The 19,747-nt window shown below is 71.6% G+C and carries 16 protein-coding genes; 6 read left to right on the forward strand and 10 right to left on the reverse strand.

What is annotated here, in order from left to right:
- Window positions 1-20 precede the first annotated feature (20 nt).
- Window positions 21-773 carry a hypothetical protein gene (locus tag QSK34_RS23940; protein ID WP_285586832.1) on the forward strand — a complete coding sequence of 251 codons (753 nt, stop codon included), beginning with the start codon at window positions 21-23 and terminating at the stop codon, window positions 771-773.
- Here QSK34_RS23940 and QSK34_RS23945 read toward each other — a convergent pair.
- The 8 genes from QSK34_RS23945 to tkt form a co-directional block, all read right to left on the reverse strand.
- Window positions 760-1,716, reverse strand: a complete 957-nt coding sequence (locus tag QSK34_RS23945; RefSeq protein ID WP_285586836.1) for a quinone oxidoreductase family protein — start codon at window positions 1,714-1,716, stop codon at window positions 760-762. The two genes, QSK34_RS23940 and QSK34_RS23945, sit on opposite strands and share 14 nt — an antisense overlap.
- 1 nt (window position 1,717) lies before the next feature.
- Window positions 1,718-2,605 (reverse strand): dioxygenase family protein, encoded by an 888-nt coding sequence (locus tag QSK34_RS23950; protein ID WP_285586838.1) that lies wholly within the window; start codon window positions 2,603-2,605, stop codon window positions 1,718-1,720.
- Window positions 2,606-2,796: 191 nt separating this feature from the next.
- The gene (pgl, locus tag QSK34_RS23955; protein ID WP_161483102.1) at window positions 2,797-3,537 is read right to left on the reverse strand and encodes a 6-phosphogluconolactonase; all 741 of its coding nucleotides are present in this window, start codon (window positions 3,535-3,537) and stop codon (window positions 2,797-2,799) included.
- Window positions 3,538-3,601: 64 nt separating this feature from the next.
- On the reverse strand, window positions 3,602-4,507 hold the full coding sequence (locus QSK34_RS23960; protein WP_285586841.1) for a glucose-6-phosphate dehydrogenase assembly protein OpcA: 906 nt from the start codon (window positions 4,505-4,507) through the stop codon (window positions 3,602-3,604).
- Window positions 4,504-6,111, reverse strand: coding sequence for a glucose-6-phosphate dehydrogenase (gene zwf, locus QSK34_RS23965; RefSeq protein WP_285586844.1), 1,608 nt, complete (start codon window positions 6,109-6,111; stop codon window positions 4,504-4,506). Before zwf ends, QSK34_RS23960 begins: the two co-directional genes overlap by 4 nt.
- Before the next feature lie 56 nt (window positions 6,112-6,167).
- A complete protein-coding gene (locus QSK34_RS23970) occupies window positions 6,168-7,778 on the reverse strand; it encodes a phosphoglucose isomerase-related protein (protein ID WP_285586846.1) in 1,611 nt (536 codons plus the stop codon).
- Between the two features lie 3 nt (window positions 7,779-7,781).
- Window positions 7,782-8,888 carry a transaldolase gene (gene tal / locus QSK34_RS23975; RefSeq protein ID WP_161483106.1) on the reverse strand — a complete coding sequence of 369 codons (1,107 nt, stop codon included), beginning with the start codon at window positions 8,886-8,888 and terminating at the stop codon, window positions 7,782-7,784.
- Window positions 8,889-8,890: 2 nt separating this feature from the next.
- On the reverse strand, window positions 8,891-11,017 hold the full coding sequence (gene tkt, locus QSK34_RS23980; RefSeq protein ID WP_502875543.1) for a transketolase: 2,127 nt from the start codon (window positions 11,015-11,017) through the stop codon (window positions 8,891-8,893).
- 232 nt (window positions 11,018-11,249) lie between these two features.
- On the opposite strand from tkt, the gene QSK34_RS23985 reads away from it, so the two are divergent.
- The 5 genes from QSK34_RS23985 (at window position 11,250) to QSK34_RS24005 (ending at window position 18,018) form a co-directional block, all read left to right on the forward strand.
- A complete protein-coding gene (locus QSK34_RS23985; RefSeq protein ID WP_161483108.1) occupies window positions 11,250-12,173 on the forward strand; it encodes a heme o synthase in 924 nt (307 codons plus the stop codon).
- A 60-nt stretch (window positions 12,174-12,233) separates the two neighbouring features.
- A complete protein-coding gene (locus QSK34_RS23990; RefSeq protein WP_285586852.1) occupies window positions 12,234-13,370 on the forward strand; it encodes a PrsW family intramembrane metalloprotease in 1,137 nt (378 codons plus the stop codon).
- 131 nt (window positions 13,371-13,501) lie between these two features.
- On the forward strand, window positions 13,502-16,105 hold the full coding sequence (locus QSK34_RS23995; protein WP_285586855.1) for a M14 family zinc carboxypeptidase: 2,604 nt from the start codon (window positions 13,502-13,504) through the stop codon (window positions 16,103-16,105).
- Between the two features lie 111 nt (window positions 16,106-16,216).
- Entirely contained in the window at window positions 16,217-16,648 is a 432-nt protein-coding gene (locus tag QSK34_RS24000; RefSeq protein WP_161483115.1) for a cellulose binding domain-containing protein, read from the forward strand.
- 173 nt (window positions 16,649-16,821) lie between these two features.
- Window positions 16,822-18,018, forward strand: coding sequence for a lytic polysaccharide monooxygenase (locus QSK34_RS24005; RefSeq protein ID WP_285586859.1), 1,197 nt, complete (start codon window positions 16,822-16,824; stop codon window positions 18,016-18,018).
- A 115-nt stretch (window positions 18,019-18,133) separates the two neighbouring features.
- Here the strand turns inward: QSK34_RS24005 and QSK34_RS24010 are convergent, their stop codons facing one another.
- On the reverse strand, window positions 18,134-18,799 hold the full coding sequence (locus tag QSK34_RS24010) for a SanA/YdcF family protein (RefSeq protein ID WP_285586861.1): 666 nt from the start codon (window positions 18,797-18,799) through the stop codon (window positions 18,134-18,136).
- 6 nt (window positions 18,800-18,805) lie between these two features.
- Window positions 18,806-19,747 (reverse strand): COX15/CtaA family protein, encoded by a 942-nt coding sequence (locus QSK34_RS24015; RefSeq protein ID WP_285586862.1) that lies wholly within the window; start codon window positions 19,745-19,747, stop codon window positions 18,806-18,808.

The raw sequence follows: 19,747 nt of genomic DNA on the forward strand, positions 1-19,747 counted from the left end.
GGCCAGGGTATGACCTCTCCGTGAACCGTGAAGAGGCCGCCGACCGGCTTTACGCCCTGCCCCCGGCGGAGTTCACCGCCGCGCGCAACCGGCTCGTCAAGGAGACCGGCGACAAGGAGATCGGCAAGCTGCGCAAGCCCACGGTGCTGGCGTGGGCGGTCAACCAGGTGGTGCGCTCGCACCCCGCCGAGATCGACGAGCTCCTGGCCGTGGGGGAGGAGTTGCGGGCCGCCTGGGCCTCCGGCGACGGCGACGCCCTGGCCGCGCTCGGCCCGCGCCGCTCCGCCGCCGTCGCGGCGGTCTCCCGCCTGGTGCTGAAGGCCGCCTCGGGCCGGTTGACCTCGACGGTGGAACTGGAGCAGACCCTCGACGCCGCCGTGGTCGACGCCGACGCGGCCGCTCAGGTCCGCTCCGGGCGGCTGGCGGGGGCGCTGAGCTACAGCGGCTTCGTGCCCACCGCGGTCCCGCCCTCCGCCCCGGCCCGCCGCAGGCCCGCCGCCCCCGACCCGTCGGCCCGCGCCGAGGCCGAGGCGGCCGTGGAGAGGGCGCGGGACCGCCACGCGGAGTGGGCCGGCCAGCTCGCGTCGGCCGTCGCGGAGCGCGACGAGGCGCTCGGCGCCGTCGCCGAGGCCGAACGCGCCCTGACCGAGGCGCGGAGACGGGCGTCGGCGTCCGAACAGCGCCACGACGTCGTCAGGAAGGAGGAGGCCAGGGCCCGGCAGGCGCTCACCGACGCCGAGCAGGCGCTGAGACGCGCCTCTACGGGCAGATGACGACCCGTCCGGGTGGCCGCTTCGCCACCGCCTCGTAGGCGTCTCCGGCCAGTTCGAGGTCGAAGGTGAACGCGATGGGCGGCGGCCGGAAGTCGCCCGACTCCAGGTAGGAGGCGACCTGGGCGAGCCGTGCGGCGCACTGCCTGGTGCAGAGCCGCCTGGTGTCCAGGCCCGTCATGCGCACCTCCCGGTGGTAGAAGTCGGGCAGGTCGATCTCGACCTTCCGCGTCCCGGTCGAGGCGATGACGAGCAGCCGGCCCCCGTGGGCCAGGCAGGCCAGCGCGGCGGGGGTGGTGACACCGCCGACGGCGTCGTACACGACCTCGGCCCCGGCGCCCCGGGTCAGCCGCCGCACCTCGCCGGGGACGTCGCCGTGCAGCAGCACGAAGTCGTCGAGGGCGGCGTCGTCCACCGGGGGCCTGCGGTCGATCCCGATGACCCGCGCGCCCCGGACGCGGCCGATCTGCGCCACCGCCGAGCCGACGGCGCCGCTGACGCCGAAGACCGCGAGCGTCTCGCCCTTCTCCAGCAGGGCGGTCTCGACGACGCCGAGCCAGCCGACGACGAAGTTGACCCCGATGACCGACGCCTCGGCGAAGGTGAGCCTCTCGGGCTTGCGGACCAGCGCCGAGACGGGCACCACGACGAGTTCGGCGTGCGACCCGTCGCGGGTGTACCCGAGGTCGCCGCCGCTGCCCCACACCTCGGCGCCGAGCCAGTCGTGCGGCCCGCCGACGACCACCCCGGCGAAGTCGCGGCCGGGCACGCGGGGCAACGAGGTGCCCGGGATGTAGCCCGAGACGGTCTTCAGGTCCGACGGGGTCACCGAGGCGGCCCTGATCGAGACGAGGGCGTCGCCGCCGTTCAGCTCGGGCTCGGTGACGTCGACGACCTCCAGGACGTCGGCGGGCGAGCCGTAGCGGGCGAATCGCAGGGCGCGCATGTCACGGCCTCCTCTCCGGCGCGGCCGGGGTGAGCGTGAAGGTCCAGTCGACGGTCTGGAACGGCTCGCCGACCTCGGTCCCGTCGGGCGCGGTCCCCGGTCCGTGCTCGACGAAGTCGACGACCAGCGACCGCTTCGCCGCGAAGACGGCGTCGTGGTCGAGGTAGGGGTCGTCGCGCCGGAACAGCATGGTGATCAAAGGCTGGTAGCCGTCGGCGTGCAGCCGGAAGTGCAGGTGTTCGGGCCGCATCGCCGACCGCCCGGAGGCCTCCATGATCTCCCCGCACGGCCCGTCGACCGGCACCGGGTAGAAGCGCGGCGCGATCGACCGGTACCAGAACCGCCCGTCGTCGTCGGTGGTCAGCAGGGCGCGCATGGCCGGCCGGCCGTGCAGCCGGTCCTCCTGCTGTACGTCGTAGTGCCCCTCCCCGTCGCTGTGCCAGGTGTCGACCCTGACCCCGGCCAGGGGGTCGCCGTCGGGCCCGAGGACCCGCCCGGTGACGAACATGGGCGTGCCGGGCACCCCGCCGGAGATGTCGGCCCCGTTGGGCACCTGCGGCCGTCCTTCGACGAAGAAGGGGCCGAGCAGGGTGCCGTCGGTGGCGTGCGGCCCGTGGTGCTCGTTGATCAGGTCGACCAGGACGCTCAGCCCGAGGATGTCGGAGAGCAGGACGAACTCCTGGCGGGTGGGCGTGGTGACCCGGCCGACGCGGGCCAGGAAGTCCATCGCGGTGAACCACTCGTCCTCGGTGAGCCGCGTCTCCCGGGCGAAGTCGTGCAGATGCCGGACCAGCTCGACGAACAACTCGCGGGTGCGCCGGTCGGGACAACCGTCGAAGGTGCTCTGCACCTCTTTGGTGATCGTGTCCTCTGTGAGGTCGATCGACATGGTCCCCTCCCTCGTCCGTGGACCACCTCAGACGACACTATCCGCAGGTCGGAGAGGGGTTCGCGGGCGTGGAGGCGGCCACGTAAAAGCGCCGCAACAGTGCGGCAGAGGGGTTGCCCCGGCGTCGGGCCGCCGCAAGGCCGGGGCCGGGGCCCGGCCAAACGCGGGCCCCGTTCCGGCAAATCCCGGCTTTACCCGACCGGCGACTGGCCGGGGATCTCGGCGGCCGCCGCCCGGTCGACCAGGAACAGGGTGCGCTCCACGCCGCGGGCGCCCGCCGCCGGAGCCTCAAGCCGGTCGCACGTCAGGCCGACCCGCACCGCGGGCGCCTTCTCCGCGCCCGACGCGATCACCCACACCTCACGCGCCGCCTGGATGGCGGGGAAGGTGAGGGACACCCGCGTGGGCGGCGGCTTGGGGGAGTCGTGCACGGCCACGACCAGGCGGTCCTTCTCGTGGAGGGCCGGGTGGCCGGGGAACAGCGAGGCCACGTGGGAGTCGGGGCCCATGCCCAGCATCAGGACGTCGAACGCCACCCCGGAGCCCAGCGCCGCGGCGTACCGGTCGGCGGCCTCCTCCGGGGACAGGCCCGAGTCGGAGGCGGGCATCGGGTGCACCCGCTCCGGGTCGAGGTCGAGCACGTCGAGCAGGGCCTCGCGGGCCTGCTTCTCGTTGCGGTCGGGCGAGTCGGCCGGCACGAACCGCTCGTCGCCCCACCAGACGTCCACGGCGCGCCAGTCGACCGCGTCGCGGGCCGGGGAGGCGGCGACGGCGGCCAGGGTGGCGATGCCGATCGTGCCGCCGGTCAGCACGACCGAGGCCGTTCCCCGCTCCGTCTGCACGTCGGTCAACCTCGTGATCAGCCGGGCCGCCACGGCCTGGGCCAGGACGCCCGGGTCCCGGTGGACCACGACGAAGGGGACTGCGCTCATGACGTACCTCCGATAAAAGAGAAACCGCCCGTCTCCCGGGAGGGGAGACGGGCGGTTGACGATCTTATTGTCCGGCGAGGTGCTTCAGCGCGCCGGCGTAGATCTCGTCGGGGTCGAGCCGCCGCAGCTCCTCGGCCAGCAGTTCCGACTCGCCGCGCCGGGCCAGCGCGACGTTGCGGTCGGGCTGGCCCGGCCGCGACAGCGTCGCCAGCCGCGCGTCGCCGCGGACCAGCGACAACTCGCCGCCGCTGGCCAGCGTCAGCCGCACGGCGGTCAGGCCGGGGCCCTCCGACTCACCCACGGCGATGTCGGCGCCGAGCCTGTCGGACAACCACGACGCCAGCAGGCAGGCGCTGGGGTGCCCCGGCGTCCCCTCGACGACGCCGCCCGTGACCGGGCCCACCGGCAGGTCGAACGCCGCCGCCAGCAGCGAACGCCACGGCGTGAGCCGCGTCCAGGCCAGGTCGGTGTCGCCCGGGACGTAACCCTCCCAGCGCGACCGGATGACCTTGGCGCCGTCGTGGGCGGTGCGGGCGTCGACGATGCGCCGGGTGGCGAGGTGCCCGATCGGGTCCTTCGCCGGGGCCGACGGACCGTCGGCCGGCCACCAGACCACCACCGGGGTGTCGGTCAGCAGCAGCGGGCTGAGCACCGAGTCGGCGTGCCGGGTCAGCTCGCCGTAGAGGCGCAGGATGACGACCTCGCCGGGCGAGGACTCGCCGACGCGCAGCTCCGCGTCGAGCCGGTCGGGCTCGCGGGCGTCGCGGCGGATCACCACCAGGATCCTGGACGGGTGCTCGCGCGCCGCGTCGGTGGCCGCGCGCACCGCGTCGTACTGGCCCGCCTCGTCGGAGACCACCACGAGCGTGAGCACCATGCCGACGGCCGGGGCGCCCATCTGGTGGCGGAGCTTGGTCAGCGCGGAGCTGATCTTCGACGCGGTGGTCGCGGTCAGGTTGAAACTGGTCACAGCCGCCTCCAGACCCGCCCGTCGCGGGCGAGCATCTCGTCGGCGCCCGCGGGGCCCCACGTGCCGGCCGGGTAGCCCTCGGGGCGCCCGTGGGTGGCCCAGTACTCCTCGATGGGGTCGAGGATCTGCCACGACAGCTCCACCTCCCGCTGGTGCGGGAACAGCGGCGGGTCGCCGATCAGGACGTCCAGCAGCAGCCGCTCGTAGGCCTCGGGGCTGCTCTCCATGAACGACTCGCCGTAGGCGAAGTCCATGGACACGTCGCGGACCTCCATGGCCGTGCCGGGCACCTTCGACCCGAACCGCACCGTGATGCCCTCGTCGGGCTGGACGCGGATCACCAGGGCGTTCTGGCCCAGGATCTCGGTGTCGTCCTTGCTGAACGGCAGGTGCGGCGCCCGCTGGAACACCACGGCGACCTCGGTCACCCGGCGGCCCAGGCGCTTGCCCGCGCGCAGGTAGAACGGCACCCCGGCCCACCGGCGGTTGGCCACCTCGAGCTTGATGGCGGCGTAGGTGTCGGTCAGCGAGTCCTTCGGGATGCCCTCTTCCTCGAGGTAGCCGATGACCTTGTCGCCGCCCTGCCAGCCCGCGGTGTACTGGCCCCGGATCGCGCCGGTCGCCAGGTCGTCGGGCAGCTTGACCGCCTTGAGGACCTTCTCCTTCTCGCGGCGCAGCGAGTTGGCGTCGAAGGACGTCGGGTCCTCCATCGCGACCAGCGCCAGGAGCTGGAGCAGGTGGTTCTGAATGACGTCACGGGCCGCGCCGATGCCGTCGTAGTAGCCCGCCCGCGACCCGATGCCGATGTCCTCGGCCATCGTGATCTGCACGTGGTCGACGAAGCTGCGGTTCCAGATGGGCTCGTAGAGGTTGTTGGCGAAGCGCAGGGCCAGGATGTTCTGGACCGTCTCCTTGCCCAGGTAGTGGTCGATCCGGAAGACCGAGCTCTCCGGGAAGACCGCGCTGGTGATGCGGTTGAGGTCCTGCGCGCTGGCCAGGTCGTGGCCGAACGGCTTCTCGATCACCACGCGGCGCCACGACCCGTCGGGGTGCTGCGCCAGGCCGGTGCGCTTGAGCTGCTCGACGACCGTCGGGAAGAACTTCGGCGGGACCGACAGGTAGAAGGCGTAGTTGCCGCCCGTGCCGCGGGTCTCGTCGATCTCCTTGAGCATCATCGACAGGCAGTCGAACGCGCCGTCGTCGTGGAACTCACCCGGGCAGAAGTGGATGCCCTCGGAGATCTGCTTCCAGACCTCCTCCCGGAACGGGGTCCGGGCGTGCTCCTTCACGGCCTCGTAGGTGACGTTGGCGAAGTCCTCGTGGGCCCAGTCGCGGCGGGCGAAGCCGACCAGGGAGAAGCCCGGCGGCAGCAGGCCGCGGTTGCCCAGGTCGTAGATCGCCGGCAGCAGCTTGCGCTTGGCCAGGTCGCCGGTCACGCCGAACAGCACCAGGACGCACGGCCCGGCCACGCGGGGCAGGCGCTTGTCTCTGGGGTCGCGCAGCGGGTTGGCGGCGATCGTCTCCTCATTCGTCGCCACCGCCGCGACGGCCGCGGTGGCGACCTGGGTCTCCTCCGCGAGCGCGGCGGGCTCGTTCTCAGACATGATTCGGCGCCCTCCTGTACGACGGCTCCGTTTTGATCTCATGCGCTCTCATCGGGTCAGAGCTCCTCGGCCACCGCCAGCAGGTGGGCGACGCCCGCCCGCCGGTCGGTGAGGTGGAGCCGCACGGTCGGACGGCCCCGCGACTGGAGCGCCCCCAGGTCGCCCAGCGCCTGCGCGAGCTGGAGCTCGGCCAGGCCGTAGGGCCGGCCCGGGACCTCCACGTCGTCGCCGTTGGCGCCGGTGATCTGCAGGAACACCCCGACCTGCGGGCCGCCCTTGTGGTATTGGCCGGTCGAGTGCAGGAACCGCGGGCCCCACCCGAAGGTGACGGCCCGCTCGGTGCGGTAGTCGAGCAGGTTGCGCAGCGTCGCCACGTCGGCCCTGGCCCACGCCTCGGTGGTCTGCTCGAAGTCGGCCCCGCCGAGCACCGCGGCGTCGAAGGCGGCCTCGCGGTCGAGGTACGCCATGATCGCCAGGTAGCCGTCGGAGGGGATCGCCCGCAGCAGCCACGTCAGCACGTCGGCCAGGTTGCGCGAGTCGCCGACCTCGCCGTAGACCTCGACCGGGCCGTCGACCAGCGCCGGGGCGCCGATCTGCGGGGCGGAGGCGAGGATCTTGCCGGTGTTCTCCTTCGACTCGGCCACGTTGGGCTGGTTGAAGGGGTCGATCTCCAGCACCCGGCCGGCGATCGCGGTGGCGTACTCCCAGACCAGGAACTGCGCGCCCAGCGGGCCGTCGACGTGGACGTCGCCCTCGGGGCCGATGTCGACCGCGAACTGGTCGTGGCCCTCGGCCGAGTCGGCACCGACGACGGGCAGGATGCCCTTGCCGGACTTGCCGGTCGACTCGGCGATGAGCTGCTCGATCCAGTCGGGCAGCCCCGCGATGTCGGTCAGCGCGTCGCGCAGGATCAGCTTGTCGCGCCCGCCCAGCGCCTGGGCCCCCAGCAGGGCGCCCAGGTCGAGACCCGGGTTGCCCTCGTTCTGACCCAGCAGCGGGGCGATCTCGGCGGCGTCGTCGAGGAGCTTGACGACGTCGGCGCCGGCCAGCGCGCTCGGCACCAGGCCGAACGCGCTGAGCGCGCTGTAGCGCCCGCCCACGTTGGGGTCGGCCAGGAAGACCTGGTAACCCGCCTCGGTGGCGGACTTCTCGAGAGGTGAACCCGGGTCGGTCACGACGACGATCCGGTCGGCCGGGTCGATGCCGGCGTCGCGGAAGGCCTTCTCGTAGATGCGGCGGTGGCTGTCGGTCTCGACGGTGCCGCCGCTCTTCGACGCGACCACCACGACCGTGTTCTCCAGCCGGTCGCCCAGGGCGCGCAGCACCTGGCCGGGGTCGGTGGTGTCGAGCACGGTCAGCGGCACGTCCTCGGTCGCGCAGATGACCTCCGGCGCCAGCGACGAGCCGCCCATGCCGGCCAGCACGACGTGGTCGAGCCCTTCGGCCCGCACCCGCTCCACCAGCTTGTTCAGCTCGGGAAGCAGCTCCCGGCTCGTGGTGGGCAGGGTCAGCCAGCCGAGACGGATCGCCGCCTCGGCCTGCGCCTCCGGCCCCCACAGGGTCGCGTCGCCCGCCGCGAGGGCGGCCGGCACGCCCTCGGCCACCAGCTTGTCCTTGACGGCCGCCGCGGCCTCGGCCACGGGACCCAGGGTCACCTCTACCGCCATGAGTTATCGGGCCTTCCCCAGCTCGGTGGTGACGGTCTCCAGCAGTTCGTTCCACGACACGGCGAACTTGTCGACGCCCTCGTCCTCGAGCGCCCGCACGACGTCGTCGTAGTCGATGCCGATGTTCTTGAGGGCGGCCATGGCGTTCCAGGCGGCCTCGTAGAACGGACGGATCGTGTCGCCCGAGATACGGCCGTGGTCAGCCACGGCGTTCAGCGTCTTCTCCGGCATCGTGTTGACGGTGCCGGCGGTGACGAGCTCGTCGACGTAGAGCGTGTCGGGGTAGTCGGGGTTCTTGGTGCCCGTGGAGGCCCACAGCGGGCGCTGGGGACGCGCCCCGGCCGCGCGCAGCTCCTGCCAGCGCGGGGTGTTGACGACCTCCTCGAAGGCGGCGTAGGCGAGCCGCGCGTTGGCGACGGCGGCCTTGCCCTTGAGCTCCAGCGCCTCGGGGGTGCCGATCTTGTCGAGCCGGGCGTCGATCTCGGAGTCGACGCGGCTGACGAAGAACGACGCCACCGACTCGATCTTGGACAGGTCGAGGCCCTTGGCCTTGGCCTGCTCCAGGCCGTCGAGCCAGGCGTCCATGACCGCGCGGTAGCGCTCCAGGGAGAAGATCAGCGTGACGTTGACGCTGATGCCCTCGGCGATGGCCGCGGTGATCGCGGGCAGGCCCTCGACGGTCGCCGGGATCTTGATGAACAGGTTCTCGCGGTCGACCAGCCACCACAGGGCGCGGGCCTCGGCGATGGTCGCCTCGGTCTCGCGGGCCAGGCGCGGGTCGACCTCGATGGACACGCGGCCGTCGACGCCGGAGGTGGCGTCGTAGACCGGGCGCAGCACGTCGGCGGCCCAGCGGATGTCGAACGTGGTGATCGCGCGCACGGCCTCGTCGACCGAGACCTTGCGGACCGCCAGGTCGTGGAGCTGGGTGTCGTAGGCGTCGCCCTTGCTCAGCGCGGACGCGAAGATCGTCGGGTTGGAGGTGACGCCGGTCACGTTCTTCTCGCGGATCAGCGCCGCCAGGTTGCCGGTGCGCAGACGCTCGCGGCTGATGTCGTCGAGCCAGATCGACACGCCGAATTTGGTCAGCTTGGAGAGGTTCTCACTCATATTCAGTTTCCCGTCGTCTCGCCCTTGTCGGCGCCGGTCTTGGCGAGCGAGGCCTTCGCCGCCGCGGCCACGCGCTCCGCCGTGAGGCCGAACTGCTCGTAGAGGGTCCTGTAGGGGGCCGAGGCGCCGAAGTGCTCCAGGCTCACCACGACGCCATCGTCTCCTACGAACTCACGCCAGCCCAGCGCGATTCCCGCCTCGACGGCGACCCTCGCGTGAACATTCGGTGGCAGGACCTCCTGCCGGTAGGCGGCGTCCTGCGCGTGGAACCACTCGACGCACGGCATCGAGACGACGCGCGTCGGGATGCCCTGCTCCTCGAGGCTCTTGCGGGCGCCGAGAGCGATCTCGACCTCCGAGCCGGTGCCGATGATGACCACCTTCGGCTGCCCGTTCGAGGCGTCTTCAAGCACGTAGCCGCCCTTGGCGACCTTGCTGGCGTCGGCGGTGCCGGCGTAGACCGGCAGGTTCTGCCGGGTCAGCGCCAGTGCGGCCGGGCGGTCGTTGTGCTCCATGATGATGCGCCACACGGCGGCGGTCTCGTTGGCGTCGGCCGGGCGGACGACGTCGAGGCCGGGGATGGCGCGCAGCGCCCACAGGTGCTCGACCGGCTGGTGGGTCGGGCCGTCTTCGCCGAGGCCGATGGAGTCGTGCGTCCACACGTAGGTGACCGGCAGCTTCATCAGCGCGGCCAGGCGCACCGCGGGGCGCATGTAGTCGCTGAAGACCAGGAAGGTGCCGCCGTAGGGGCGGGTGCCGCCGTGCAGGGCGATGCCGTTGAGGATGGCGCCCATGCCGTGCTCGCGGATGCCGAAGTGGAGGGTGCGGCCGTAGGGCCCGCCGGGGAACTCCTTGGTCTGGAACTCCTCGGGGATGAACGACGGCTCGCCCTTCATCGTGGTGTTGTTCGACTCGGCCAGGTCGGCCGAGCCGCCCCACAGCTCGGGCAGCACCGGCGCCAGAGCGCTCAGCACCTCGCCCGACGCCTTGCGGGTGGCCATGGAGCCGCCGGCCTCGAAGGTCGGCAGCGCCTCGGTCCAGCCGGTGGGCAGTTCCTTGGCGCTCAGCCGGTCGAGCAGGGCGGCCCGCTCGGGGTTGGCGGCGCGCCACTCCTGGTAGCCCTTGTCCCATTCGGCGTGGGCGGCCCGGCCGCGCTCGACGACGCCGCGGGCGTGCTCCAGCACGGCCTCGGGGACGACGAACGACTCGTTCGGGTCCATGCCGAGGATCTTCTTGGTGGCGGCGATCTCGTCGGCGCCCAGCGCCGAGCCGTGGATCTTGCCGGTGTTCTGCTTGTTGGGGGCCGGCCAGCCGATGATCGTGCGCAGCCGGATGAACGAGGGGCGCTCGGTCTCGGCGCGCGCGGCCTCCAGGGCGGCGTGCAGGGCGGCGACGTCCTCCACGTAGTCGCCGGTCCGCGTCCAGTCGACGGTCTGGGTGTGCCAGCCGTAGGCCTCGTAGCGGGCCACCACGTCCTCGGAGAGGGCGATCTGGGTGTCGTCCTCGATCGAGATGTGGTTGGAGTCGAAGAGCACGGTCAGGTTGCCCAGGCGCTGGTGGCCGGCCAGGGCGCTGACCTCGTGGCTGATGCCCTCTTCGATGTCGCCCTCGGAGGCCACGCACCAGATGTGGTGGTCGAAGGGGGAGGTGCCGGGGGCGGCGTCGGGGTCGTAGAGGCCGCGCTCGCGGCGGGCCGCCATGGCCATGCCGACGGCGTTGCCGATGCCCTGGCCCAGCGGGCCGGTGGTGGTCTCGACGCCGAGCGTGTGGCCGTGCTCGGGGTGACCGGGGGTCAGGCTGTCCCAGGTGCGCAGCGCCTTGATGTCCTCGAGGCTCAGGCCGTAACCGGACAGATATAGCTGAATGTAAAGCGTAAGGCTAGAATGACCACAGGACAGTACAAATCGGTCACGGCCCACCCAGTGGGAATCGGTTGGGTCGTGTCGCATCGTCTTCTGGAACAGCAGGTAGGCGGCGGGGGCCAGGCTCATCGCCGTACCGGGGTGTCCCGAGCCCGCCTTCTCGACAGCGTCCATCGCCAGGGCGCGCACCACGTCGACGGCCTGCCGATCGAGGTCGCTCCACTCAAGACCAGCACTGCTCACTCGTTCGATCCCCTCTTTTTTCATTCACGCGGTTCAGGCGTTCCCGCCCACACGGGACCCTAACGGGTGCGGATGCGTACCGTCCGGTAAGGACCCCCCGAACGATCAGGGGGTGGGTGAGCAGCCCCGATTCAGGGACCACGGGCCCGTCCCACTACAGTGATTTCCCTAGTTCCGGCTGCTGCCCGGAGATCCCGCTCTAATCCCGAGGTTACGCGTTGACCCCGCACGTGCTGGAAGCGCCTTGACGGTGCTGATGAAGAACGAAGCGATGGCCCCCGCCGCGGTTCGCCGCGGCGCCGGCGAGGTCATCCGGGCCTATGTGGCGCTGACCAAGCCGCGGATCATCGAGCTGCTCCTGATCACCACGCTGCCGGTCATGTTCCTCGCCGCCAAGGGCCTTCCCGACCTGTGGCTCGCGATCAACACCATGGTGTTCGGCACCCTGTCGGCGGGCAGCGCCAACGCGCTGAACTGCTACATCGACCGCGACATCGACGAGGTGATGCGCCGCACGCGGCGCCGTCCGCTGGCCCGCCACCAGGTGTCCCCGAAGGGCGCGCTCACTTTTGGCGTGATTTTGGGCGCGGCTTCCACGCTGGGCCTCGGCCTGACCGTGAACTGGCTGGCCGCCGCCCTGTCCTTGGGGGCGATCCTCTTCTACGTCCTGGTCTATTCGATGTTCCTGAAGCGGCGCACGTCGCAGAACATCGTCTGGGGCGGCATCGCCGGGTGCATGCCGGTGCTGATCGGCTGGGCCGGCATCACCGGCGGCATGTCGTGGGCGCCGGTCGTGCTGTTCGGCGTGGTGTTCTTCTGGACGCCGCCGCACACCTGGACCCTCGCCATGCGCTACCGCGAGGACTACGCCGCCGCGAAGGTGCCCATGCTCCCGACGGTCGCCTCCGAGGCCACGGTCGTGACCCAGGTCATCTGGTACACGTGGGCGACCGTGGCCTGCTCGCTGCTGCTCTGGCCGGTGGCCGGCACCTCGCCGTTCTACCCCGCCGTCGCGGCCGTGCTGGGCGCCGCCTGCCTGTTCGAGGTGTACGCCCTGCGCCACCGCCTGAAGCAGGGCAAGACCGGCGTGGACCTGCGCCCGATGCGGTTCTTCCACTGGTCGAACATCTACCTGGCGCTGCTGTTCCTGGCCGTGGCGATCGACTCCCTGATCGCCTGAGCGGACAGCGCGTCGAGGTTCCGTTACGCTCACGGAATGGCGAGCCGCGATCCACGATCGGTGTTGAGGGGGCGCCCGTCCTTCGGGCTCATCATCGGGCTCGTGGTGGCGGGCATCTGCGCGACCGTGTCGTTCTCGTTCGACATCCTCAACGGCGATCCGGTCGAGTTCTTCATCGCGCTGGCGGCGGCGATCGCGCCCGTCCCGCTGCTGCTGGCGGGGGTCCTGGCGCTCGACCGCATGGAGCCCGAGCCGCGCAGCAACCTGATCTTCGCGTTCATGTGGGGCGCCGGGATCGCGGTGCTGTTCGCCGGCCTGCTCAACTCGCTCAACCTGATCTACGTCGAGAACGCGCTGGGCGACCCCGAGGGCGCCCGCGACTACGTCGCCACCTTCGGCGCCCCGCTCGTCGAGGAGTCGATGAAGGGCCTGGTGCTGGTCGGGCTGCTGCGCTACCGGCGGCAGGAGCTCGACGGCCCGACCGACGGCATCATCTACGCCAGCATGGTCGGCCTGGGCTTCGCGATGTCCGAGAACGTCAGCTACTACCTGGCGGCGCTGACCGAGAACGGCCCCGAGGGCCTGGCCGCCACGGTGGTGCTGCGCGGGGTGCTCTCGCCGCTGGCCCACCCGCTGTTCACCTCGCTCATCGGGATCGCGGTGGCCTACGCCGCCCAGCCGCAGAACCGGGGCGCGCGCGGCGTGTGGATGGTGATCCTCGGCTGGATCGGCGCGATGATCCTCCACGGCCTCTGGAACGGGTTCGCCTCGTTCGCGGGCTTCAACGGGCTGATCGTGGCCTACCTGATCCTGATGGCGCTGCTGTTCGTGGAGTTGTGGGTCATCGTGCGCGACCGCAAGCGCGTGGTCGGCATGATCCAGCACTACCTGCCGCCCTATGAGCGCACCGGGCTGATCACCGCCGCCGACATCGTCATGCTCTCGTCGCTGAAGCACCGGCGCGAGGCCCGCAAGTGGGCCCGGCAGCACGGCGGGCGGCCCGGCCAGCAGGCGATGAGCGACTACCAGCTCGCCGCGACCGAGCTCGGCCTGCTCCACGAGCGCGCGGTGCGCGGCGGGGTCTCCGAAGACGACTTCCTGACCACCCAGCGGTCGCTGGCCGACCTGATGGCCCATTCGCGCGGCATGTTCCCGGTGCCACCGCAGCAGGTCACGGTTCCGCCGCCCTGGGCGTGAAATCTTCCTGTCAAGAGGGCTTCCGGTGACAGGTTCACATGGATTCCATGTCGCCTCAGTTACAAATCTTGTGTTATTTCACATTCGATCACTACCAATGAGGCACGCACTCTGATCACGGAGGTTCTCTGTTGCGTGCCCCCACCGCCCTCCTGAGCCTCGCCGTCGCGGCCACGCTCCTGGTTCCGACGGGTTCGGCCCTCGCCGAGCCGACCCCGCCGCCCGGGGTGACGACCCGCGACTTCGGCAACGGCCCCGAGCGCAACGAGGAGGCCGCCGGCGTCGCCGACCCGGCCGCCGCCACGTTACGCGCCCTGGCGGGCGACACGACCCCCGCGGCCGCCGCCGAGCGGCTCAAGCACTTCCCGTTCTTCCGCGACTTCAAGGACAAGGAGCGCGGCTACCCCCGCCAGACCCGCCTGCCGGTTCCCGCCGAGAACCCGGCCGACGCGTCCATCAAGCTGGGCCTGACCCCCTACCACGCCATCGCCGGGAAGCTGAACGCCCTCCAGGCCCGCAGCAACCGCGTCAGCGTCGAGGTCATCGCCCGGTCCCACCAGGGCCGCGACCTCTACCTGGTGACGGTCACCGCGCCCGAGAGCAAGCAGCAGGCCCGCGAGCAGGACGCCATCCGCGACCGCATCGAGAACGACGCCGCCAAGGCCGCCAAGGACCGCAAGCTGCCCGGCAGGTACAAGGCGCCGGTCTTCGTCAACAACAACATCCACGGCAACGAGTGGGAGGGCACCGACGCCGCCCTGCGCGTGATCGAGGAGCTGGCCGTCAGCGACGACAAGAAGATCGTCGACCTGCTGAACCGCACCCGGCTCTACTTCAACGTCACCGCCAACCCCGACGGCCGGTTCGGCAACACCCGCGCCAACGGCGCCGGCTTCGACATGAACCGCGACTTCATCACCGCCTCGCAGCCCGAGGTCCAGGCGATGCGCCAGGTCATGATCGACACCCAGCCGGTCGCCATGATCGACCTGCACGGCTACGTCAACGGCACGCTGATCGAGCCGACCACCCCGCCCCACGGCGCCAACTACGAGTACGACCTGTTCATCAAGAACACCTACGCCAACGGCCTGGCCATGGAGCAGGCGGTGCTGGGCCTCGGCTACACCCCCGAGAAGGACGGCGTGAACCCGCCGACCATCCCGTTCCGCGACGACGCCGAGGGCTGGGACGACTGGCCCCCGATCTTCACCCCGCAGTACGCCCCCTTCCAGGGCGCGGTGGCCTCGCACACCATCGAGTTCCCGATGCGGGTCAACAACGCCGACTACAACAACCTCCCGGTGGAGGAGCTGCGGCGGCGCACGGCCATCAACACGGACATCGCGGCGGCGGTGATGCGGGCGACGTACACGTTCGTGCGGGACCGCCACGACCAGCTCATCGCCGACCAGATCGAGATGTTCCGCCGGGGCGCCGCCGGTGAGGCCTCCAAGCAGGTGCCGCTGGGCATCGTGCCCGGCTTCGGCCCCGAGGACGTCTACAACACCACCTTCCCGCGCGCCTACGTGATCCCGGCGGGCGACCGCCAGCGCTCGGCCACCGCCGCCGCGCGCCTGGTCGACCACCTGATCGCCAACGACGTGCGGGTCGAGCGGGCCAAGCGGGCCTTCACGGTCGACGGCACACGGTACGCCGAGGGCTCCTACGTCGTCGACATGCACCAGCCCAAGCGCGGCATCGCCAACGTGATGCTGGAGCCCGGCGCCGACATCACCCCGCGCGTCGACTCCATGTACGACATCTCCGGCTGGAGCCACGCCCTGCTCTGGGGCGCGACCGTCGACTCGGTGAGCGCGCTGCGGGCCGACACCAAGACCGTGGACGGCGCCGACCTCGACGGCTCCGTGCCGTGGACGACCCGTCCGCTCTCGCTCAGGGTCACCGACGGCCGCGAGATCCAGGCCCTGAACGAGCTGATCGGCCAGGGCGTCCAGGTCACCTGGGCGGAGAACGGCACCGCCGTGATCCCCGCCTCGGCCCGCCGCCAGGCCGAGGGGCTCGCCCGCAAGTACGGCGTCACCTTCGGCGTCGCCGACCAGGCCGCCGGGGCCAGACTCGGCCAGGTCCGGGTGGCGGCCGCGGTCTCGGCCGACGAGCTGTTCACCCTGCGCGAGCTGGGCTTCCAGGTCACGCCGGTGTCCACGGCCGTGCTGAACGCCGGGTTCGACTGGAGCACCACCGACGTGCTCCTCGTCTCCAGCGGCCTCAACTACGCCCAGCTCAACGCCGGGGCCAGGGCCGCGCTCGACGCCTACCTGACGACGGGCGGCCTGGTCACCCGCGGCAGCACCGGCGCGACCTTCAACGGCGCGGCCGGCCTGCTCACCGTGACCCCGGTCGCCGGTCGCAGCGACGCCAACGGCGTGGTGAAGGTGACCTCGCCGGGCGGCCCGGTCGGCGGCGACGCCCCGGCCAACTCGTTCGTCTACTCGCCCCGCTGGTTCACCGGCCTCGGCCCGGAGGTCCGCGTCGAGCAGGCCTACGCGACCGACGGCCCGCTGGTCAGCGGCCACTGGCGGCCCAACGCCAACGGCACCGGCGGCCAGGACGCGGCCCGCGGCCAGGCGGCCGTGGTCAGCGGCCGGGACGAGCGCGGCGCGGCCGTGGTGATGTTCGGCACCGAGCCGATGTTCCGCAACCACCCCAAGGGCCTGTTCGCCCAGGTGGCCAAGGCGCTCTACTGGTCGTCCTCCGCGGCCGACGTGAAGTAGGGAATCATCCGGAACACGGCCCCTGGCGCTCCGGCCGGGGGCCGTGTTTCAATTCCGGCGGGCCCGGACCCGCGTGACGACCGTCGATCCGTCGCGCCTGGAGGGCCCCCGTTGAAGAGAAACTCCCTCACCGCCCTTGCCGTGCTCGTCCTGGTCGCCGGGGCGGCCCTGATCGTCTGGCGGATCGTGGGGAGACCCGCCGAGGCGGTGCACTTCCACCCCTCGCCCTCACCCGCCGTCGCGGCCGCCAAGTGCACCGCCGAGGTGAAGCTGATCACCACCTGGCCTGGGGGTTTCCAGGGTGAGGCCAAGATCACCAACACCGGCACCGCGCCGATCAACGACTGGTACGTCCAGTGGAACGTCCCGCTGGAGGCGAAGATCAACCAGTCGTGGAACGGCACCTGGATGCAGAGCGGCCCCTCGGTGATGATCCACGCCGAGAAGTGGAACAAGGTCCTCAAGCCGGGCGCGACCGAGGTGGCGGGCTTCAAGGGCGACGCCAAGGAGGCCCCGACCATCGCCGACGTCTACTGCGGCTGAAACGTTCAAGCGTCTTCCCAGGTCAGCGGCGGGCCCCGGGCCGTCTCCTCGACGGCCCGAGTGGGCGGGTGGCATCGTCCGGATCGTCACGCAGGTCATCGGGCCCCCTGTTCCGGGTGGGCCGTCTTTCCGGAGGGCGTACGACGCATGCCCCCGACCGAGAGGACCGCAACGTGACCCGACCCCTTATCGCCGTGGTGGCCGCTTTGGCGGCACTCGTGGCGATGGTCGTCGCATCGCCGGGGGCCCAGGCCCACGGCGCCACCACCAATCCGGCCAGCCGCACCTACGCCTGCTACGTCGACGGCCTGACCGGCGGCCAGATCATCCCGAAGAACGCCGCCTGCGCCGCCGCCGTCGCCCAGGGCGGCACCCAGCCCCTCTACGACTGGTACGGCGTGCTGCGCTCCGACGGCGCCGGCCGCACCCGGGGCTACATCCCCGACGGGCAGCTCTGCTCCGGCGGCAACCCCAAGTACGCCGCCTACGACCTGCCCAGGACCGACTGGCCCTCGACCAACCTGACCTCGGGGGCCCGGTACAACTTCGTGTACGGCGCCTGGGTGCCCCACCCCGGCGCGTTCCGCCTCTACGTCACCAAGCAGGGCTACAACCCAAGCCAGCCGCTGACCTGGTCGATGATGGAGGAGCAGCCCTTCTTCACCGCCGACCCGCAGCCCGCGCTCGACAACGGCGCCTACCGCTGGACCACCACCCTGCCGGTGCGGACCGGCCGGCACGTCATCTACGCCGTCTGGACCCGCAGCGACAGCGCCGAGACCTTCTACAGCTGCTCCGACGTGGTCTTCGGCGGCACCTCGAGCCCCACGCCCAGCCCGTCGAACCCCGGATGCGAGCCGGGCGCGCCGACCCCGGCGCCGTCGTGCCCGCCGGTCAGCCCCAGCCCGTCGTACCCCGGCGGATGCGAGCCGGGTGCGCCCACCCCCGCGCCCTCGTGCCCGCCGGTCAGCCCCAGCCCGTCCTACCCGGCCGGATGTGAGCCCGGCGCGCCGACCCCGGCGCCCTCGTGCCCGCCGGTCAGCCCCAGCCCGACGCCCAACCCCACCGGCCAGTGCACCGTGACGGCCGGCATCGCGAGCGCCTGGAACAGCGGCTTCCAGGGCAGCGTGACCATCCGCAACACCGGCTCGACCCCGGTCTCCTCCTGGACGGCCACCGCGACCGTCGCCTCCGGCGCCACGGTCACCTCGGCGTGGAACGCCGCCTACACGCAGAGCGGCACGACGCTGACGTTCCGGCCGTTGTCGTGGAACACCACGATCCCGCCGGGCGGCACGATCACGATCGGCTTCCTGTCGAACTTCAGCGGCGGCGGCACCCCGGCCGTCACGGCCGGCACCTGCCGATAGACGCGTGAAGCCCGCCACGGCAGGGCGTGGCGGGCTTCCGCGGTCACGAGGTCCCGGAAATGATAACCGGCGGCCCGGTACTCCGGCCAAGCGCGGCGACGTCGCCGCAGGTGATCTATGAACGTTTCGCGAGGGCGGTGTCGAGCGAGGTCTCGTAGGGCCCGAGGAACGTCGGGTCGGACCTGAGCACGACGGCGTCGAGGAAGGCCTTGCCGGTCGCGAAGAACTCGCGGGCGGCGTAGACGTAGGTGGTCAGCGCGTACTTCCGCTGGGAGTCGTCGCCGACCCCGAAGGTGTCCAGCCCGGCCTCCCGGCACAGGGTGACCGCGCGGGGCAGGTGGAAGGTCTGGGTGACGACCGTCACGCGGGAGGCGCCGAAGATCTTCTTGGCCCGGACGCACGAGTCCCAGGTGTCGAGGCCCGCGTAGTCGAGCACGAGCGCGCCGGCCGGCACGCCCTTGGCCAGCAGGTAGTCGCGCATGACCGTGGGCTCGTCGTACTCCTTGACGTGGTTGGTGCCCGACAGCAGCAGCGCCCTGACCTTCCCGGCCCGGTAGAGCGCCGCGCCGATGTCGAGGCGGTCGCGCAGCATCGCGGTCGGCCAGTCGCCGACCACCCCGGCGCCCAGCACCAGCGCGACCGGCGCGGCCGGGACCCCGGCGGTCCAGCCGGGGTCGTTGGTGTCGGCGCGGTGGCCGTCGCTCGACAACCACGCCCAGGTCATGGGCGCCAGCGCGGCCAGGCTGGCCGCGACGGCGCCCCGGAAGACGGCTCGTTTCACGAAGGGTCAGACGCGGGTGACCGTCTTGTGGTTCGCGAACTCGGTGATCTCGCTGCGCTCCCGCAGCGTGTGCACGACGTGCAGGGTGGCGATCCACACGAGGGCGGCCCCCAGCACGTGGAACCCGACCAGCAGGGCGGGGACGGCGAGGAAGTACTGGACGTACCCGATGATCCCCTGCCCGATCTCCACGGCGAACAGGATCAGCGCGGCCTTCCTGGCCCGCTCGGGCGCCTTGGTCAGATAGAGGGCGAACAGCAGCGCGAAGGTCAGCCCGACGACGACCCACACGACGTCGGCGTGGATGCGGGCCACCACCTCGATGTCGAAGTCGAACCGGCTGGCCCGCTCGTCGCCGGAGTGGGGGCCGGTGCCCGTCGTGACGACGCCCGCCACCAGCAGGACCAGCATGGCCCCGGTGAGCACCCGGCCCAGCGTGACGATCCACGGATGGACGACGGGCACGACGGGCCCGTCACCCTCGGCCGACCGGGCGAACAGCATGTACGCCGCCGCGATCATCCCGATCGACACCAGGAAGTGCACGCTCACGGTGACCGGGTTGAGCGCGGTCCGCACCACCAGCCCGCCCCAGAGGGCCTGGAAGATCACGCCGAGCGGCTGGACCAGCGCCAGCGGGATCAGCGAACGCCGCTTCAGCCTCCACGCGGCCAGGAACACCGCGATGGCGACCGCCAGCACCAGGAGGCTGAACATGCGGTTGCCGAACTCGATCGCGGTGTTGAGGGGCGAGTGGTCCGGATGGGGGACCGGGACGAAACTGTCGGCGGTGCACCGAGGCCAGGTCGGGCAGCCGAGCCCCGACCCCGTGAGCCGCACCGCCGCGCCCGTGACGGTGATGCCCGCGTTGACCACGACCGCCGCCAGCGCCCAGGCCCGCATGTCGCGGGCGACGGGTGTCCAGATAGAGGAGAGGAGACGCTTCAC

It is taken from the genome of Herbidospora sp. NBRC 101105 (assembly GCF_030269205.1).
Lineage (GTDB): Bacteria > Actinomycetota > Actinomycetes > Streptosporangiales > Streptosporangiaceae > Herbidospora > Herbidospora solisilvae.

What these genes read in the sequence shown, in the direction of transcription:
- zwf (WP_285586844.1), bottom strand. Translation starts at nt 6,111, where the DNA reads ATGTCTGAGAACGAGCCCGCCGCGCTCGCGGAGGAGACCCAGGTCGCC.
- QSK34_RS23945 (WP_285586836.1), bottom strand. Translation starts at nt 1,716, where the DNA reads ATGCGCGCCCTGCGATTCGCCCGCTACGGCTCGCCCGCCGACGTCCTG.
- pgl (WP_161483102.1), bottom strand. Translation starts at nt 3,537, where the DNA reads ATGAGCGCAGTCCCCTTCGTCGTGGTCCACCGGGACCCGGGCGTCCTG.
- QSK34_RS23985 (WP_161483108.1), top strand. Translation starts at nt 11,250, where the DNA reads ATGAAGAACGAAGCGATGGCCCCCGCCGCGGTTCGCCGCGGCGCCGGC.
- tal (WP_161483106.1), bottom strand. Translation starts at nt 8,888, where the DNA reads ATGAGTGAGAACCTCTCCAAGCTGACCAAATTCGGCGTGTCGATCTGG.
- QSK34_RS23970 (WP_285586846.1), bottom strand. Translation starts at nt 7,778, where the DNA reads ATGGCGGTAGAGGTGACCCTGGGTCCCGTGGCCGAGGCCGCGGCGGCC.
- tkt (WP_502875543.1), bottom strand. Translation starts at nt 11,017, where the DNA reads ATGAAAAAAGAGGGGATCGAACGAGTGAGCAGTGCTGGTCTTGAGTGG.
- QSK34_RS23950 (WP_285586838.1), bottom strand. Translation starts at nt 2,605, where the DNA reads ATGTCGATCGACCTCACAGAGGACACGATCACCAAAGAGGTGCAGAGC.